Origin of the sequence: Klebsiella planticola ATCC 33531, assembly GCF_000735435.1 — a bacterium.
GTDB lineage: Bacteria > Pseudomonadota > Gammaproteobacteria > Enterobacterales > Enterobacteriaceae > Klebsiella > Klebsiella planticola.
The window spans coordinates 18,761-36,821 of record NZ_JMPP01000040.1; the positions used below are offsets into that span (position 1 = coordinate 18,761).

The 18,061-nt window shown below is 54.9% G+C and carries 19 protein-coding genes; 13 read left to right on the plus strand and 6 right to left on the minus strand.

Annotated elements, in window-relative coordinates:
• The first annotated feature begins 22 nt into the window (after positions 1-22).
• Positions 23-790 (plus strand): arylamine N-acetyltransferase family protein, encoded by a 768-nt coding sequence (locus GRPL_RS09295; protein WP_032699759.1) that lies wholly within the window; start codon positions 23-25, stop codon positions 788-790.
• A gap of 228 nt (positions 791-1,018) precedes the next feature.
• Here the strand turns inward: GRPL_RS09295 and GRPL_RS09290 are convergent, their stop codons facing one another.
• A complete protein-coding gene (locus tag GRPL_RS09290; protein WP_032699760.1) occupies positions 1,019-2,047 on the minus strand; it encodes an alpha/beta hydrolase in 1,029 nt (342 codons plus the stop codon).
• 18 nt (positions 2,048-2,065) lie between these two features.
• A complete protein-coding gene (locus tag GRPL_RS09285; protein ID WP_032699762.1) occupies positions 2,066-3,253 on the minus strand; it encodes an MFS transporter in 1,188 nt (395 codons plus the stop codon).
• Between the two features lie 209 nt (positions 3,254-3,462).
• On the opposite strand from GRPL_RS09285, the gene GRPL_RS09280 reads away from it, so the two are divergent.
• Positions 3,463-4,380: a LysR family transcriptional regulator gene (locus tag GRPL_RS09280; RefSeq protein WP_032696121.1), complete on the plus strand. Its 918-nt coding sequence runs from the start codon at positions 3,463-3,465 to the stop codon at positions 4,378-4,380.
• Positions 4,381-4,612: 232 nt separating this feature from the next.
• The gene (locus tag GRPL_RS0125785; RefSeq protein WP_032687556.1) at positions 4,613-4,873 is read left to right on the plus strand and encodes a hypothetical protein; all 261 of its coding nucleotides are present in this window, start codon (positions 4,613-4,615) and stop codon (positions 4,871-4,873) included.
• 154 nt (positions 4,874-5,027) lie between these two features.
• On the opposite strand, the gene ydfZ is transcribed toward GRPL_RS0125785, so the two are convergent.
• The 4 genes from ydfZ to ftrA all read right to left on the minus strand — a co-directional run bounded on the left by ydfZ (position 5,028) and on the right by ftrA (position 7,963).
• The gene (gene ydfZ, locus GRPL_RS09275) at positions 5,028-5,231 is read right to left on the minus strand and encodes a putative selenium delivery protein YdfZ (protein ID WP_032687557.1); all 204 of its coding nucleotides are present in this window, start codon (positions 5,229-5,231) and stop codon (positions 5,028-5,030) included.
• Between the two features lie 1,205 nt (positions 5,232-6,436).
• On the minus strand, positions 6,437-6,532 hold the full coding sequence (gene mgtS / locus GRPL_RS27815) for a protein MgtS (protein ID WP_004102377.1): 96 nt from the start codon (positions 6,530-6,532) through the stop codon (positions 6,437-6,439).
• A gap of 148 nt (positions 6,533-6,680) precedes the next feature.
• A complete protein-coding gene (locus tag GRPL_RS09270) occupies positions 6,681-6,896 on the minus strand; it encodes a DUF4177 domain-containing protein (protein ID WP_004862336.1) in 216 nt (71 codons plus the stop codon).
• 53 nt (positions 6,897-6,949) lie between these two features.
• Positions 6,950-7,963: a transcriptional regulator FtrA gene (gene ftrA, locus GRPL_RS09265; RefSeq protein WP_032699772.1), complete on the minus strand. Its 1,014-nt coding sequence runs from the start codon at positions 7,961-7,963 to the stop codon at positions 6,950-6,952.
• A 68-nt stretch (positions 7,964-8,031) separates the two neighbouring features.
• On the opposite strand from ftrA, the gene GRPL_RS09260 reads away from it, so the two are divergent.
• The 10 genes from GRPL_RS09260 to GRPL_RS09215 form a co-directional block, all read left to right on the plus strand.
• A complete protein-coding gene (locus GRPL_RS09260) occupies positions 8,032-8,424 on the plus strand; it encodes a rhodanese-like domain-containing protein (protein WP_032687560.1) in 393 nt (130 codons plus the stop codon).
• A 189-nt stretch (positions 8,425-8,613) separates the two neighbouring features.
• Entirely contained in the window at positions 8,614-9,717 is a 1,104-nt protein-coding gene (locus GRPL_RS09255) for a cobalamin-independent methionine synthase II family protein (RefSeq protein WP_032699763.1), read from the plus strand.
• Positions 9,718-9,892: 175 nt separating this feature from the next.
• The gene (gene urtA / locus GRPL_RS09250; protein WP_004862326.1) at positions 9,893-11,164 is read left to right on the plus strand and encodes an urea ABC transporter substrate-binding protein; all 1,272 of its coding nucleotides are present in this window, start codon (positions 9,893-9,895) and stop codon (positions 11,162-11,164) included.
• Positions 11,165-11,301: 137 nt separating this feature from the next.
• Complete coding sequence (gene urtB / locus GRPL_RS09245) at positions 11,302-12,867, plus strand: urea ABC transporter permease subunit UrtB (protein ID WP_032699765.1); 1,566 nt, start codon at positions 11,302-11,304, stop codon at positions 12,865-12,867.
• Complete coding sequence (gene urtC / locus GRPL_RS09240; RefSeq protein WP_032699767.1) at positions 12,867-13,940, plus strand: urea ABC transporter permease subunit UrtC; 1,074 nt, start codon at positions 12,867-12,869, stop codon at positions 13,938-13,940. The genes urtB and urtC overlap by 1 nt, the downstream gene beginning before the upstream one ends.
• A complete protein-coding gene (urtD, locus tag GRPL_RS09235) occupies positions 13,940-14,737 on the plus strand; it encodes an urea ABC transporter ATP-binding protein UrtD (protein WP_032687567.1) in 798 nt (265 codons plus the stop codon). Before urtC ends, urtD begins: the two co-directional genes overlap by 1 nt.
• Before the next feature lie 9 nt (positions 14,738-14,746).
• A complete protein-coding gene (gene urtE / locus GRPL_RS09230; RefSeq protein WP_032699768.1) occupies positions 14,747-15,445 on the plus strand; it encodes an urea ABC transporter ATP-binding subunit UrtE in 699 nt (232 codons plus the stop codon).
• A gap of 794 nt (positions 15,446-16,239) precedes the next feature.
• On the plus strand, positions 16,240-16,473 hold the full coding sequence (locus GRPL_RS09225) for a Flp family type IVb pilin (protein WP_032699770.1): 234 nt from the start codon (positions 16,240-16,242) through the stop codon (positions 16,471-16,473).
• 96 nt (positions 16,474-16,569) lie between these two features.
• Positions 16,570-17,442 carry a hypothetical protein gene (locus GRPL_RS09220; RefSeq protein ID WP_032699771.1) on the plus strand — a complete coding sequence of 291 codons (873 nt, stop codon included), beginning with the start codon at positions 16,570-16,572 and terminating at the stop codon, positions 17,440-17,442.
• 65 nt (positions 17,443-17,507) lie between these two features.
• On the plus strand, positions 17,508-18,061 hold a 554-nt coding region (locus tag GRPL_RS09215; protein ID WP_032699773.1), incomplete at its 3' end, for a pilus assembly protein N-terminal domain-containing protein.

The following is an 18,061-nucleotide window of genomic DNA, read 5'->3' on the forward strand; positions in this document are numbered from 1 at the left end:
ACAAACCAGCCAGGGTAGTCACATGCACAGCGACAATTTCGATCTTTCCCTCTACTTCCGGCGCATAGGCTATAGCGGACCTGCGGCGGCTAATACCGCGACGCTACATGCGCTCATGCGTCACCAGCTCTTTGCGATCCCCTTTGAAAATCTGGACGTACAGGCAGGTAAAATCGTGTCGATGGCACCTGATGATATTGCCGACAAGTTATTACAGCAGAGACGGGGCGGCTACTGCTATGAACTCAACGGGCTGTTTACGATGGCGCTGCAGACGCTGGGTATAACCTACCGTTTTGTTGCGGCACGGCCAATGTTCTATCCCGCACGCCGGCCTAAAACGCATATGGCGGTCATCGCCGAAGTTGATGGTCGTCAGTGGCTTTGCGACCTTGGGTTTGGTAGCTACGGTATCCGCGCGCCGCTGGCCTTAGACGAACTTGATACGGACATCATTCAGGATTTTGATACGTTCCGGCTTAGTCGTGATGCGAGTGGATACTATCTGCTTCAGGCCAGGGTTGAGGGAAACTGGTGCGATCAATACGGTTTTGACCTGTCGCCTCAGGAATGGATTGATTTTGTTCCGGCCAATTACCTTAACTCCACGCACCCCGACGCGGTCTTTGTACAAAAGCTGCTGGTCATCCAGCATCGACCCGAGGGGCGCTTTATTCTGCTCGGCAATATGCTGAAGACCATTACTGCAGACAGGGTAGAAAAGCAGTCGCTGACAGAAGATGAAATTGCGCATGCGCTTGAAAACCGTTTTGCTTTGTCTGTCCGCTAATGAGGCCAAATGGCCGATAAGTCCGCAGCTACACGGACACGTTGCAGAAAACGGCCTCACCACTGAGGCCGAAGCTTGCCACAGACCCTGGCACATTATGTCGTTGATGCTGCCGGGGCAGGCTTCGAATCCTGCTCGCTGATTGTGCAGGTACCGCAATACGCTGCAACGCTTAACCCCACCGGGAAGGTCAATTTGCCGCCCCCTTTACGGGAGCGGCGGGTATCACTATTTCAGATTGCTTTTAAAGAATGACGTCAGCTTCGCAAAAGGGATCAGGTCAGTGCGGTCATACAGGTCGACATGGCCTGCGCCAGCAACGACATAGAGCTCTTTCGGTTGAGCGGCGCGTTTGTAAGCATCCTCGCTAAACTCTTTGGAATGCGCATTGGCGCCGGTAATAAACAGCATCGGGCGCGGCGCAATGGTTTCAATATCGTTGAACGGATAGAAGTTCATAAATTTGCCGATGCTGCTTAACAGAGGTTTGGTGGTCAGCTCTTGTTGCTCACCCTGCGGGGTATAACCGCCTCGCGCTGTACGGTAGAAATCAAAAAACTCACGCTGTATGGCCGGTGTTGAATCATCCAGTTGGTTTACGGTCCCCGGAATGTACGCCTTCTCTGCGCCTTTAAATTCGGCCATTCGCTGTTCGATGGCCGACTGGATAAAGGCCTTACGCTGCTCTGGCGTCTGGGAATGATTCAGGCCATTGCGGAAAGCCGCTCCCATGTCATACATGCTGACAGTGGCAATCGCTTTCATACGGGGGTCAATTTTGGCCGCACTGATAACAAAGCTGCCGCTGCCGCAAATCCCTAGCACACCGATATTCTCAGGATCAACGTACGGCTGGGTACTGAGGTAATCCACAGCCGCGCTGAAGTCATCAGCATAAATTTCCGGCGAAATCAGATGACCCGGTTCACCTGCACTTTCCCCCCAAAAGGAGAGATCAATCGCCAGCGTTACAAAGCCCTGGTCCGCCAGTTTTTGCGCATACAGATTCGCGCTTTGCTCTTTTACCGCACCCATCGGATGCCCGACGACGATCGCCGGGTTTTTCGCATTCTGATTCAGGGTTTGCGGAATAAACAAATTGCCCACAACGTTCATCTGGTACTGGTTTTTAAAGGTCACCTTTTGCTGGATAACCTTATCGCTTTTATAAAAGTTGTCGGCGCCTTTTGTCATATCCGCCGCAGTGGCGGCAAACGAGCTGATTAACAGCCCCAGCGCCAGAGTCATATTTTTCATGGAGTTTATCCTTAATTGTCAGTGGTGTGTTTTACGTGATGTCAGAATGGTTAACCCTGCTGCGACAATCAGCAGCCCGCCGCTAAGAGCAAAAGTGCTTTGCCAGCCGGTGTGATCAAACGTCAGACCGCCAAGCGTGGAACCCAGGGCGATAGAAAGCTGGATAACCGCAACCATCAGTCCGCCGCCGGCTTCGGCATCATCAGGCAGCGTACGCGCTATCCAGGCCCACCATCCGGTCGGCGCAGCTGTCGCCATCAGTCCCCAGAACCCCAGTAGCGGCACGACAAACCCGAGGTGTTGGCCCGTGAGTATGAGCGTTACGGCGACGACAGCCATGAGTGAAGAGATGGCTGCAAGCGTCGAATAGAGGCCCCTCTTTAAAAAATGACTGATCGCCAGCGTGCCAATAAAACCGGCTATCCCGATGGTCAGTAAAATGAGAGATAAGGTGCTGATATCCACCCGGGTGACGGTTTCAAGAAACGGCCGTACGTAGGTGAATAATGAGAACTGCCCCATAAAGAACAGCCCGCAGGCGAGCAGGCCAACTGCAACAACGGGACGGGAGAGCAGATGAAAAGCAGAAAGCCCAGGCCGCCTGTTGGTGTCGGGTGCCATCGCGGGGAGGCTGAAGCACTGCCAGATGAAGGCGACGATCGCGACCGGAACAAGGCAGAGGAACGCTCCGCGCCAGCCCATGACGGCACCGAGATAACTGCCGAGCGGTGCCGCGATAACGGTTGCCAGGGCGTTACCGCCATTGAAAATAGCTAATGCGTGAGGGACCCGATGCCGTGGCACCAGACGAAGCGCCGTGGCGGCAGACATCGACCAGAACCCACCGATCGCAATACCAATCAGGGCGCGACCGGCCATATAAATCAGGTAGCAGGGAGACAGGGCGACCATTGTTGCCGATAAAGCCATTAATGCCGTCATGCCCAGCAGCAGATATTTACGATGCAGATTTCCGGCAAGAGTCGAAAGAGACAGGCTGGTCAATACCGCCAGCGCCCCGGAAATGGCGATCCCCTGTCCAGCCAGTCCTTCACTGACTCTGAGATCGGCCGCGACAGGCGTCAGCAGGCTGACAGGCATAAATTCTGAGGCGATAAGCACAAAGACGCAGAGCGTCATCGCCAGCACACCGCTCCAGTATGCGTGCTGTTCGTAATGTGGATTTTCATGACGGAGTGTGGACATAAACGATTACCTCTGAATATCGACCCGGCTAAATTCAGACAAGCCGGGGCCGGACGCTATTCACGGGAATAACGACAAAAACGCACGCATAAACATGCTGTTTATGATTATCAATGGCTGAAAGTTTTACACGGCTGGTGTAGCCTGACTAGCTAATGAATACTTAATGGGCTTATAAGCCAGAGTTATTAATTGGGAGTGTCAGGCGAATGAAGCGCAACCTGAATGACCTTCTTTATTTTGTCACCGTTGCCCGCGAAGGGAGCTTTACCCGAGCGGCGGCGCATCTCGGCGTGACGCAACCCGCACTCAGTCAGGCGATTTCCGCACTCGAGGAGCGCATGCAAATTCGTCTCCTCACCCGAACTACCCGCAGCGTGTCGCCAACCGCGGCCGGAGAGCGGCTGCTGCAGGCCATCGGCAACCGTTTTGATGAAATTGAAGCTGAACTGGATATGCTCACGGAACTGCGTGACAAACCTGCCGGTACGGTACGAATCACCTGCGGGCCGGATGTATTACGTACCACTTTATTACCCAAACTGACGCCGCTTCTGCGTGAATACCCGGATATTCATATTGAGTTCGATGCTAATCACGGTTTCCGCGATATCGTTGCCGACCGTTTTGACGCGGGAGTGCGTCTGGGCGACACCATTGATAAGGATATGATTGCGATACCGATTGGCCCGGAATTACGCATGGCGGCCGTGGCGTCGCCGGCGTATTTTTCACGCTACCCGATTCCGCAAACTCCACATGAACTGACGCAACATTGCTGTATAAACCAGAGAATGGTCAAATCCGGGGGACTGTATGTCTGGGATTTTGATCAGGAAGGTGGTGATTTGAACGTTCGGGTGAGCGGGCAGGTGACGTTCAACACATCAGAACATATTGTCACCGCCGCCCTGGCCGGATTAGGCATCGCATTTTTACCTGAGGAAGAGTTTGGTGCGCATATTGAAGAAGGTCGGTTGATCCGGGTGCTGGAAACCTGGTGTCAGCCTTTCCCTGGCTACTATCTGTATTACCCCAGCCGAAAACAAGTTTCTCCCGCATTTTCACTGGTGGTCGATGCTCTGCGTGTTTACCGTATGCGCCAGCCCGTAGACAAGAACAGGTAATTGATATTCCCTCACGTCCGGGCGGCCTCTGGTCTTAATACCTGAGGCCGTCGGTCGCAAACAGATCGAATGCTGCAGGGGGCATGCCTGGGACAGGGCTGTTGGAAGACGCTCTTTTGGTCAATCTGTGCAGTCTATTGAGATATCTCTCGTAAACGATGTTTGCCCGAAATATGCCTGACGTGCGTGACTGCTTAAACTATAATCCCCGGCATTAATGTGGGGGAACTTAATGAAAGGTATGAAGGCGGTGTTGGGTATTGTACTCACAGGAACGCTATCAGGGTGCGCAGCAGTCCAGTATAACGATGGTGACAAGGTCAGCATTCAGGCTGATGCGTGGAACGGTCTCGATAGTTTGCATTCTACGGCCGTTAAAGCCTGTCAGCAGTATGGAAAATCAAAAGCAGTCTATCTCCATAGTGCAAATATGAACCCGAATTTGCCGAAGGGGAGTGGAGTGCAAAATACCCTCTGGAAATGTGAGCCGTGATGAGGCCGCGTTGCTGAATTCGTGCCAGACAGAAGGTGATATCGGCAAGTCAGGCAGGGGACAAAAATGCCGTTCCGGTACTGTTCGCTGAATATCTGTTCTGCATGAGCTTGCCAGATATTGAGTTGCCGGTGCCGCAGCGGCATTGCCGTCTTTAGTGTAGGCCAAGACGGATCAGTTCAACGGGTTCGAACTTACCTTCATTCCCTTCAACTTCAATGGTTTTGCTGCGACGTAATTGGGCGGGTGTGAGCCCATTGGAGTGGATAGCAACAATTTTACCCGTTTTACCTGTCCCATTAATCATCACCTGGCTTCCGTTGGTAATAGGATTGCGGTTACGATCATAAGTGACCATGGGTATTTCTCCTCTTTCTCTCTGTGCATCAAAAAAACCGTATTATGTACAAGGCCGGGCCCTGGTAACGGACGTAATATAAATACGCCTTTGAGCCTGCTATGTTGTTGAGTTTGATCAATGTCACACTTTTTAGCGGTTAAGAGGGGACTATTCTGCGAGCCAGCGGCGTCTTAATAGTTAAATAACGTATAACTCTCACTTTTTTATAATAAAACACAATATCAGCGGGTTGACGTTTTTCTGGCGCTGGCGATCGGCGCAAACATTCTGTTGAAGCAACCGCTGATACCGCCTCGGGTCATTTCCTGATAAACCGATGGGCCTTCCGACGGAATTCTTTTCGCTTTTAACCCCTCATTCCCGGGAGAAGTCAGACTTGATGTCGCCGGTTTTCACATTCAGTTGATAGCCTTTGTTGCGGTTAAAAAGGCCACCTTCCGGTGGCTGTTTTAATCGCTGTAATAAACACCTTAACGGAGGTCTGGCCCATGAAAGTGTCCACCGCCAGGACCACCGCCGGGTCCTCCTCCGGGGCCTCCCGGCGGAAGGATGCATCCGGAAAGAGACACGGCTGCGCAGAGCACAAAGATGACAAGGATAATTTTTTTCATAATAGCTCCTGAACTGGCGAGCCTCAATTGCAAACCAAAAATGTGAATATTTTATGGAGAATCAATAATTCCCTTTCGCTACACACCTTAAACCGGAATATTCCATGCGTAAAACCTGGCCGCGAGGCCATCAAAGCGATGTGTTGACCTGAGTGGTATTTCTGCTGGTTCGCAGCGAGGGGGGCTCAATACCGATGTCCCTCTAAGAGAAGCGGTGATGGGGGCTGTAGTGCTTTGTCATGCACGATGCCATTACGCCATCGAACGACATGCATTTATCCTGAATAATCCGCGAGGAGGGTCTGTTTAAAAATAGTCCGGCGATTAATGTGAGAAAAAAGGCTAGCAGCGGAATAGCTATATAGGTTTTCACTGGCAAGGAATCCGATATCGCGAATAATGCTGAATAATCTACACCCGCTGTATGAATGTAAAGTGACGATCCTTGATTGCAATCGGGGCCCCAGGCATGGCGGAAGGCGTGAATTTCTCATAATGAAGCTAAGGCTATGATCGGGAAGCTAAAAGCGGAACGCCCCCTGGTGCAATCAGCAGCAGGGGGCGGTTACGGGTGGGGATTATCGTCGTTCATCAGTCATCCCATTTGTGGCTTAGATACGCGGCAAGAAAACCAAAGAACAGAATTGTTCCCAGTACTGCCATAAATACATGCATATTTCCCAGCATGATTAACCTCCATCATTGATTAGTGTGCGCTAAGTAGTCCTTATTGAACGTGGTGTACGGTTGTTGCATAAAGAATAACCTGGTCAACCTAAACAAATAATTAACCAGGAAAACTTTTTCAGCGTGAAATAAATAGTGCGGTGAGGGGTTAGAGTGGCCGTTCAAGGACGAACAGATAGGCCTCGCGCGACCAGAACAGTCCGGTTCTGCGGCGCTCCACGGACATCGTTTTGACTTCCCAGCCCTGCAGGGTGAACTCATTGAGAAAACGGCTCATTTTCTCCGGGTCAGCTTTCGCTTCGCCAAAAAACATGCTCCCCAGAATTCCCTCTTTGTACAGAACGACTCGACACTCTTTTTTCATCTGACAGGCTCCTTGCGTAATGACAGCGATCGGCAAACCATTGTGACCGCCTGCTACGATTTTACAACCGCAGCGGCAGAAAACTTCTTCCGGTATGCGGATGGGCTGATAGCGAACTGCTGGCGAAAATGGTGGCGCAGGGTGCCGGCATCGGCGAAACCGCTGAGTTCGGCGATTTTATCGATGCTGATGCGGCTATGGGTCAGATGCTGCTGCGCGCGCTGCAACCGCTCATCCAGCAGCCAGCGCGCAGGGGTCTTACCGGTCGCCGCCTGAAAACGGCGTAAAAAGGTGCGAGGACTCATCCCCGCCTGTTGCGCCAGCGACGCCACGGTATGGCTGGCGGCAAGATGCTGATGCAGATAATCAAACACCAGCCCCAGGCGCTGGCTTTCCCGCGCCTGGGCGACAGGGCGGACAACCTGCTGCGCCTGCGCGCCGTCGCGATGCGGAGAGACAACCAGTCGTCTGGCCACGGTATTGGCGGCGTCAATCCCATAATCCTCACGCACAAGGTGCAGGCACAGGTCGATGCCGGCGGCACTGCCCGCGGAGGTCATCATGCCGTCAGAACCCACGTACAACACATCGGCGACCACATCAATCAGCGGGAAGCGCTGGCGCAGATTCTCCGTGTATCGCCAGTGCGTTGTCGCTCTGCGGCCATTGAGTAACCCGGCCGCCGCGAGAACAAATACGCCGGAGCAGATTGAGATAATCCGACAGCCGCGCGCATGGGCGGCGGCTAAGGCATCGCACAGCGCCGCCGGGACCGGGGCATCGATTCCGCGCCAGCCGGGAACCACGATAGTCTGCGCATCCTGAAGCAAATTCATGCCGCCGTCGGTCATCAGCCGGATACCACCGGTAGCCCGTAGCTCACCGTCATCGACGGCGGCGACCGCGAACTGGTACCAGCGATCGCCCATTTCCGGGCGGGGAAGACCAAAGATCTCCACCGCGATACCAAACTCAAAGGTGCACAGGCCATCGTAGGCCAGCACAACGACCTTATGGTGTGACAACGTCACGGGAGGATTTGTCAGGATTTCAACGTTTTCTGTCATGGTTGCCGGCAGAGGATAAGTGAGCGGATTCATTAAATTAGTGGTACCACAGACAAGGAGAATACGCCATGAGTGTTGTAACCGCTTTTACCCCCGCCGCTTGCGCCGACGCTGCCGCCTGGTTCCGGCATAAACTGAGTTTTGAAACCGACTGCGCGGATGTCTACAGCGCGATGCGCGACGGGGCGTGCGATTTTGTACTGCTGCACGTCGTCGGCAGTGCGGAGACCTTTGCCCGACGGCATCTGCCTGGAGCGCTGCATTTGCCGCATCGCCTGATCGATGCCGGCCGCATGAGCGCGTGGCCAGCTGAGACGCTGTTCGTCGTCTATTGCGCCGGCCCCCACTGCAACGGTGCGGATATTGCCGCTCTCAAGCTGGCTGAACTGGGGCGTCCGGTCAAAATGATGCTCGGCGGCCTCACCGGCTGGCAGGACGAGGGGCTGCCTTTCGCCGACTAACTCACTGCGGCCGGTTCTGCGGGTAGCCGGCCGCTAAATGAATTTATTTCATGTCCGATGAATTTTTCTCGTTTGCCGCTGACGGCAGTGCATGACAGTATCTGGACATATAGCCATCCAGAAGTCTAAAATTCAAATAATGAACTATCACGGCAGGCAACTAATTGTGCTTACCGCTAAGGAGACACCATGCAACGTCAACAGGCCCCGTTCCGCGCAGATATCGTCGGCAGTTTTTTACGTCCAGAGGCAATAAAGGTCGCGCGTCAGCAGCTTGCCGAAGGCGCCATCGATGCACAACAGCTGCGCCAGATTGAAAATGATGCTATCCGCCAGCTGGTCAGGCAGCAGTGTGATTGCGGGCTGCACGTGGTGACCGACGGCGAATTTCGCCGCGCGTGGTGGCACTTCGATTTCTTCGATGGTTTAGAAGGCGTTGAACGCTACGATTCCGACAAAGGGATCCAGTTCAACGGCGTGCAGACCAAAGCACACGGCGTTCGCGTCATCGGTAAACTGGCGTTTGGCGATCATCCGATGCTGGAAGATTTTCGTTTTCTGAAAAGCGTCAGCGGCGAAGCGCAGCCGAAGATGACCATTCCAAGCCCGAGCGTGCTCCATTTCCGCGGCGGGCGTAAAGATATTGATGCCACGGTTTATCCGGACCTCGCCGACTATTTCGACGATCTGGCGACCACCTGGCGTGATGCCATTCGCGCCTTCTATGATGCCGGCTGCCGCTATCTGCAGCTCGATGATACCGTCTGGGCCTATCTGTGTTCCGATGAACAACGTCAGCAGGTGCGCGATCGCGGCGACGATCCTGACGCGCTGGCCAAAACGTACGCCCGGGTGCTGAATAAGGCTCTGGAAGGCAAACCGGACGATTTGACCATCGGCCTGCACGTTTGTCGCGGGAACTTCCGTTCCACCTGGATCTCGGAAGGCGGCTATGAGCCGGTTGCCGAGGTGCTGTTTGGCGGGGTCAACGTCGATGCCTTCTTCCTCGAGTATGATAATGACCGCTCCGGCGATTTCGCCCCGCTGCGCTTTATCCGTCCGGGCAAGCAGCAGGTCGTGCTGGGATTAATCACCACCAAAAACGGCGAGCTGGAAAACCCGGAGGGAGTGAAAGCGCGTCTGCAGGAGGCCGCGCAGTATGTTGCTCTGCAGCAGATTTGCCTCAGTCCGCAGTGTGGCTTCGCCTCGACCGAGGAGGGGAACGCGCTGACGGAACCCCAGCAGTGGGATAAAGTCCGCCTGGTCACCGGGATCGCCGCTCAGGTCTGGTAACCGCTCTTCATAGCGCAGCGTTGCACCGTTTTGAGGCAACGCTGCCTGTCTGTTTCTCTCCTGCCGCGCCGTCGCGCGCTTTCCCGCCGTCAGATAACCTGGCACCGTTTTTGCCTTATCACTTCCGGATAGTCGTTCATTCATTTTTCGTTTTTGCGATTTTCAGGAGTGAATCATGCAGCGTCGAACATTATTAAAAGCTTTCGCACTCTCCGCCTCTACCGTTCTCATGGGCTACTCTTTCCAGGTTTATGCCGCCGACACCATTAAAGTCGGGATTATGCATTCGCTCTCCGGGACCATGGCGATTTCTGAAACCCCGTTGAAAGACGTGGCGCTGATGGCGATTGACGACATTAACGCTAAAGGCGGCGTGCTGGGGAAAAAGCTCGAGCCGGTGGTTGTCGATCCCGCGTCAAACTGGCCGCTGTTCGCGGAAAAAGCCCGTCAGCTGCTAACCCAGGACAAGGTGGCGGCGGTCTTTGGCTGCTGGACATCGGTCTCGCGAAAATCGGTTCTGCCGGTTTTTGAAGAGCTGAACGGCCTGCTGTTCTATCCGGTACAGTACGAAGGCGAAGAGATGTCGCCAAACGTCTTCTATACCGGCGCGGCGCCGAATCAGCAGGCGATCCCGGCGGTGGAATACCTGCTGAGTGAAGATGGCGGCGGGGCGAAACGCTTCTTCCTGCTGGGCACCGATTACGTCTATCCGCGGACCACCAACAAAATTCTGCGCGCCTTCCTGCATGCAAAAGGGATCCAGGATAAGGACATCGAAGAGGTCTATACCCCGTTCGGTTACAGCGATTACCAGACCATCGTGGCCAACATTAAGAAATTCTCCGCCGGCGGTAAAACGGCGGTGGTTTCTACCATCAACGGCGACTCCAACGTCCCGTTTTATAAAGAGCTGGCCAACCAGGGTCTGAAGGCCACCGATGTGCCGGTGGTGGCCTTCTCGGTCGGTGAAGAGGAGCTGCGCGGTATTGATACCAAACCGCTGGTGGGGAACCTGGCGGCGTGGAACTACTTTGAGTCGGTCGATAATCCGACCAACAAACAGTTCGTGGCGGATTACCGTGCCTATGCCAAAGCCCACAAGTTGCCAAACGCCGACACCGTGGTGACTAACGATCCGATGGAAGCCACCTGGGTTGGGCTGCACATGTGGGCCCAGGCGGTAACCAAGGCGGGGACCACCGATGTCGATAAGGTGCGGGCAGCGATGGCCGGCCAGACCTTCAACGCCCCTTCGGGCTTCACTCTGACCATGGACGCGACTAATCACCATCTGCACAAACCGGTGATGATTGGCGAAATCGAAAGCAACGGGCAGTTCAACGTCGTCTGGCAGACCGATAAGCCGGTGCGCGCCCAGCCGTGGAGCCCGTGGATCGCGGGCAACGATAAGAAACCCGATCATCCAATAAAAACTGCCGCGAATTAAGCGCCTCTCTCCCGGGTGCGCATGCGTTGCCCGGGCGACATAAGTCGCCCCGGTAAGCGCCAGCGCCACCGGGGATATCCCGGAATCCCGCGCGACCCTCGTTAGCGTTAACGGGGAAATGACACAAGGAGATACTCATGAGCACATGGCGCATAGTGGGGTATTACCTCGCGCTACTGGTGATGATCGTGCCGTGGCGGGCGCAGGCAGCGGACGCGGATGATTTTGTGGCGGCCAACCGCACCCAACAGGCGCGCCTGCTGGAACAGTGGGCTGCCGCGCCGGACGCCCAGCGACTGCCGCTGCTGCGGGCGCTGAAAGCGGAAACCCTGGTGGCGGATGACAGTGGCCACGCCTTCAGCCAGCAGCAGGCGCTGGGAGCCGCGCACTCTCCACAAGGGGTGACAAAACCGGTTCGCCTCACCAACCGCCTGCGTAACCTGGTCGCCGGGGCATTGGCCACCCATCTGCTTGTCAGTGACAGTGTCACGGAAAGAGCGGCCGCCGTCAGAACGCTACAGCGGGAGGCTACGCCGGAAATGGCGGGGCTGTTGCAACAACGGTTGGCGGTTGAAACCGATGAGGGCGTGAAAACGCAGCTGGACATTGCGCTGGCCCGTCTGCAGCTTGCCAGCCCGGACAGCGCCAGACGGCTGGCTGCCGTTGAGCAGCTCGGCCACTCGGTGGATCCGGATACCCAGGCGCTGCTGATTCCCTATACCGATCTTCAGCATGAGCCTGACGCCCGCGTGCGCGCTGCGGCGGCAAACAGCCTGAGTCAGATTAAACAGCGTCTGCTGCTCGGCGATATTCTCGGCCAGGCGTTTATGGGGCTGTCGCTGGGGTCGGTTCTGCTGCTGGCGGCGCTGGGGCTGGCCATCACCTACGGGTTGCTGGGCGTCATCAATATGGCGCACGGCGAGATGCTGATGATTGGCGCCTATAGCTGCTGGTTGGTCCAGCAGGCGCTGGCCCAGCTGGCGCCGCAGTGGCTGGCTTTTTATCCGCTGGTCGCGCTGCCGGTCGCCTTCCTGATAACCGGCGGCATCGGCATGGCGCTGGAACGCACTATCATTCGTCATCTCTATGGTCGCCCGCTGGAGACGCTGCTGGCTACCTGGGGGATTAGCCTGATGCTGATCCAACTGGTGCGCATGCTGTTCGGCGCCCAGAACCTGGAAGTGGCCAACCCGGCCTGGCTCTCCGGCGGTCTGCAGGTTTTGCCGAACCTGATCCTGCCGTGGAACCGCCTGGCGGTGCTGGGCTTTGTGCTGCTGGTGCTGTTCTTCACCTGGTTAATTCTCAATAAAACCCGCTTAGGCATGAACGTACGGGCGGTGACGCAGAACCGGGCGATGGCGGCCTGCTGCGGCGTGCCGACCGGGCGCGTGGATATGCTGGCGTTTGGTCTCGGTTCGGGTATCGCCGGGCTGGGTGGGGTGGCGCTGTCGCAGCTGGGTAACGTCGGCCCGGAGCTGGGACAAGGTTATATCATCGACTCCTTCCTGGTGGTGGTGCTCGGCGGCGTCGGCCAGCTGGCGGGGAGCGTGGTGGCCGCCTTGGGCCTCGGCATCTTCAACAAAATCCTTGAACCTCAGCTCGGGGCGGTGTTGGGCAAGATCCTGATCCTGGTGCTGATCATCCTGTTTATTCAGAAACGTCCGCAGGGGCTGTTTGCCTTAAAAGGGAGGGTTATTGACTGATGAGCCAACCAATTACCTTAACATTAGCGCGTAAGGCGCCGCGGCCGCTGCAATGGCTCGGCGTGCTCCTGGTGCTGGGGTTGCTGAGTATGCCGTTTCTGGCGCTGCTGCCGCAATCGCATCCGCTGGCGGTCTCCACCTGGCTGCTGACCCTGAGCGGTAAAATCCTCTGTTACGCCATTGTCGCCGTTGCGTTGGATCTGGTCTGGGGCTACGCCGGTATGCTGTCGCTGGGCCACGGCATCTTTTTCGCCCTCGGCGGCTATGCGATGGGGATGTATCTGATGCGCCAGGCGGCGGGCGACGGTCTGCCGGCATTCATGTCTTTTCTGTCGTGGAGCGAGCTGCCGTGGTTCTGGTGGGGAACGCAGCACTTTGCCTGGGCGATGCTGCTGGTGGTGCTGGTTCCGGGGCTGCTGGCGCTAGTCTTCGGCTGGTTTGCTTTCCGCTCTAAAATCAAAGGTGTCTACTTCTCGATTATGACCCAGGCGTTGACCTACGCCGGCATGCTGCTCTTTTTCCGTAACGAAACCGGTTTTGGCGGCAACAACGGTTTTACCGGATTCACCACGCTGCTTGGCTATTCCGTTACCGCGACCACCACGCGGGCAGCGCTATTTATGGTCACGGTTTTACTGCTGCTGCTGACGTTAGGGATCGGTTATCTGCTGGCGCAGAGTAAATTCGGCCGGATCCTGACGGCGGTGCGTGATGCGGAAAACCGGCTGATGTTCTGCGGATACGATCCGCGCGGATTTAAGCTGCTGGTGTGGACGCTGTCGGCGGTGCTGTGTGGCCTGGCAGGCGCACTGTACGTGCCTCAGGTGGGCATTATTAACCCCAGCGAAATGTCGCCGACCAACTCCATTGAAGCGGCTATTTGGGTGGCGCTGGGTGGACGCGGCACCTTAATTGGTCCGGTTCTTGGCGCCGGGCTGGTGAACGGGGCGAAGAGCCTGTTCACCGTCACGATGCCGGAGTACTGGCAGCTGTTCCTTGGTCTGATTTTTATCATTGTGACCCTGTTTTTACCTCGCGGGGTTATTGGCCTGCTACGCAAAGGAGACCGCTAATGCAACCGGATGAAGGCCTGTTTACCCGCCAGCAGCCCACGGACCGCTTTCGCGCGCAGACCGACCCGGTACTGGAGCTGGAGAACATCAACGTCAATTTTGATGGTTTCCAGGCGCTGACGGATCTCTCATTGCAGATTGGCGTGGGCGAACTGCGCTGCATTATCGGGCCGAACGGCGCCGGGAAAACGACGCTGATGGATGTCATTACTGGCAAAACCCGGCCGCAGAGCGGCAGGGCGCGCTATGACCAGTCCATCGACCTGCTCGGACTTGACCCTATCGCTATCGCCCGCCAGGGGATCGGTCGCAAGTTTCAGAAACCGACGGTGTTTGAGGCGCTGACCGTCGCTGAAAACCTTGAGCTGGCGCTGAAAGGCGATAAGTCGGTCTGGGCCAGCCTGCGGGCGCGGCTGAACGGCGAGCAGGAGGACCGCATCAGCGACATTTTGCGCCTGTTGCGTCTTGATGGCGAACGTACGCGCCCGGCGGGGCTGCTTTCTCACGGGCAAAAACAGTTTCTCGAGATCGGCATGCTGCTGGTTCAGGAGCCGCATCTGTTGCTGCTGGATGAGCCCGCTGCCGGGATGACCGATGCTGAAACCGAGTATACCGCCGAGCTGTTCCGCACCCTCGCCGGGCAACATTCCCTGATGGTGGTGGAGCACGATATGGGGTTCGTCGAAACTATCGCTGACCGGGTCACGGTGCTGCATCAGGGACAGGTGCTGGCAGAGGGCTCGCTGCGCGAGGTGCAGGCGAATGAGCAGGTGATTGAAGTGTATCTCGGTCGTTAAGGAGAGCGAATGTTACAGGTTAATCAGTTACATCAATATTATGGCGGCAGCCATATTCTGCGTGGGGTTGATTTTGAGGCCCGGCAAGGCGAGGTCACCTGTCTGCTGGGACGCAATGGCGTGGGTAAAACCACCTTACTGAAGTGCCTGATGGGGCTGATTCCGGCACGCAGCGGCGAAGTCATCTGGCAGGAGAAAACGATTACCCAGCGTAAACCGCACCAGCGGGTACAGGCCGGTATCGCCTATGTGCCGCAGGGGCGTGAAATCTTTCCTCGCCTGACGGTGGAAGAGAATCTGCTGATGGGGCTGTCGCGGTTTCCGGCCAGGGAGGCCGGGCAGGTACCGGAAGAAATTTATCAGCTGTTTCCGGTGCTGAAAACCATGAAACAGCGGCGCGGCGGCGATCTCTCCGGCGGTCAACAGCAGCAGCTGGCCATTGGCCGCGCGCTGGCCAGCCGGCCACAATTGCTGATCCTCGATGAACCGACGGAAGGTATTCAGCCGTCGGTCATCAAAGAGATTGGCGAAGTGATCCGTCAACTGGCGAACCGTGGCGATATGGCCATTCTGCTGGTCGAGCAGTTTTATGACTTTGCCGCGGCGCTGGCGGATCGCTATCTGGTGATGTCGCGCGGGGCGATTATTCAGCATGGAAAGGGCGCGGATATGGAAGCGGAAGGGGTGCGCGGCATGGTGACGATTTAAAGGGCTGGCATGATTGAGGGCTTTGTCGCATTGAGGCAAGGCCCGTGTGCTTTCGACATACCCATCCTATAATGAACGGCTGTCTGTTCGCCATTTATTCTGCATTAAGTATAAAACTCAGTATATTTCATTGTTAGTCGTTCAGTTTGCTTATCTGTCTGCTCTCTATAAGATGACTCCGTTGATGATAGGGCGGTAATTGCGCCGTCCCTTTGATTAATTTCTGCGGCTCGCTCGTTCATTATTATTCATCATTTTAGGAGTTTTCTTTGTTTTAATTATTTGTTATTTATATGTGTGGCAGGCATCAATATCCGCCATATATTGTAAGCGATAAATCACTCCTGCGCCTGCCGAAAATGTACTTAAGCTGCGAATTTAACGTCAAAGCCAGCGCTAAATACCAAATGTTGATTTCTATCGAATGTAATGGTTGTTGAATTGTGTGTTTATTATGAAATCACCCGCTAAAAATAAACGCTAGCCGCTGCAATTTTGTTGCGAGAAATACCGCCGCATAACGCCTGATTTATAAGTAGTTCGTCTGTCTCTTATACTCATTTTTTGCCTATAACGATCGATTAAAACGATCGTTATATGTTAAATGATAGCTTTTGGCTATTAACCGGACTGAAATCGATCGATTATAAATATTAGCTGGCGACAGAATTAACAGGCTATTCTTCTGTCGCCCGGAGAATATCAATGAGCGAAAGATTAATTCTTTCTATGAATATATTTTGGGCGACATATAAATTTAAATATTGAATGATGGTTAAATAAGGAAACTGGTAATGCTAAATCGTGTTTATGACAAGTATCTGGCTGCTTATACCTGTGTTGCTGGATGCATTCATGATTTCAAACGTAATGAAAAAGGCGTCACCGCCGTTGAGTACGCGATTGTCATCGCTGGCGTGGCCGCCGTTGTTTCAGTGGTATTTGGTACGGGTGGCTCCGTTCAGACAACGCTGACTTCTGTGTTCTCAGCGGTCACAACGAAGGTAACTAACCTTGTCAATAACTAATTATTGGAACATCTAATAATGATACAGGCATCATAGGATGTGATGTCTGTATTCAGAGATGATTTCAGTATTTCTGGCAGAACAAAGTGGATAACAATGAATATGAAAAGAGGCGGTCTGCTGGTTTATGTGGTGATGATCGTTGTCGGTATTCTGGGGCTGTTTTTCTATTTTAATCAATCCCGCACGGCTGCTCCTCTGCAGGCCAGTCAGCCAGAAAAAAAACCGCAGCAGACCATCAGCGTGGCGATAGCTACCCGTGATTTGGATGCCAGAACAATACTCCGGGCCGGGGACTTTCAGATTAAAACCATGACGGTTGAGGTCGGCAGTAGCGACGCTCAGTTTAATCTCATCGGTAAAAGCCTCGATAACTGGGCGTTAAAAAACACGGTGCCGGCGAATTCATGGATTTTGCCGGGATTACTGGTGGAGCCGGGCAGCGATGAGTATCTGAGTCTGTTTTTACAGCCGGGAAATATTCTCTACACCTTCGAGTTAAACAAAGCAGACAACTATTTATTAAATAACGTCAAGGCCGGGCAGGGCGTGGATATTTATCTCTCCTATCGCCGGATATACCCCAAACATGAAGATACCCTGGAAGTGGGCGCCGACCAGTCCAGGGAAAAAAATCAGCTTTATAACCGTCTGAAACCGCTGATGGGTAATAAGCGGGTGCTGGCGATTCGCCCGGCAAAAACGGTGGTCAATAACGGCGTCAGCGTGGTGGAAAAGGGGAGTCAGCTGGTGGTGGAGCTGCAGGATCGCGAGGTCAAGATGCTGAAAGGGCTGGGCGGTGAACTGGCGAATGTTCTCCTGTTCCCGGCGGCAACCTCCCCGGAGGGGAAATCGACCATTGCGCTCCCATCGCTGGAGGCGGCGTGGCCGGTCAGCGACGACGTGATTTTTAATCTACCTCCCGTTCCTGCAAAGCTCGCCTCAGAAATTAACGAGCTTCGAGGCTAAATCGCCGCCTGACGTCAGGTGGCTTATAACACCATGGACCCCCGGATACAGGGATATTTTAAAACATGACTCAACGATTGTACTGCATTAAAAGGCTGTTTGTGCTGCTGGTGTTTTGCACGTTTTCCCTGGGGGCCTGGGCGGAGGTGGTCAATCTCAAACCCGGGCAATCGAAAACGCTGCGCTTCGCCAGCGCCGTTAATACGGTGTTTGTGTCAGACCCGGCCGTAGCCGATTACAAAATCGTCAACGATAAAAATATCGTGTTGTATGCCCGCAAGCTGGGCAGCACCGAACTGGTGGTCTATGGCGCGCAGGCGAAAATATTGATGAATCTCAGCGTGGATGTTGACCCGTTTCTGAGCGATATCCGCCAGCGCGTGGCGCGTGAATATCCCGGCAGTACGGTAGAGGTGAAACGCTTCCAGAATGCCGATAAAGCCACGTGGATCCTGAGCGGCACCGTGCCCGATGAAGAGACCCGCGACGGGGTCTATCAGCTGGTCGGCAGCCTGGTGGGATCCGGAGATGGCGGCGGGAAAAGCACCGGCGGCAACGAGAGCAGTGAAAACGCCCGTTTTGCGGTCGCCAAAGTCTATGACAACGTCATTAACCGCTT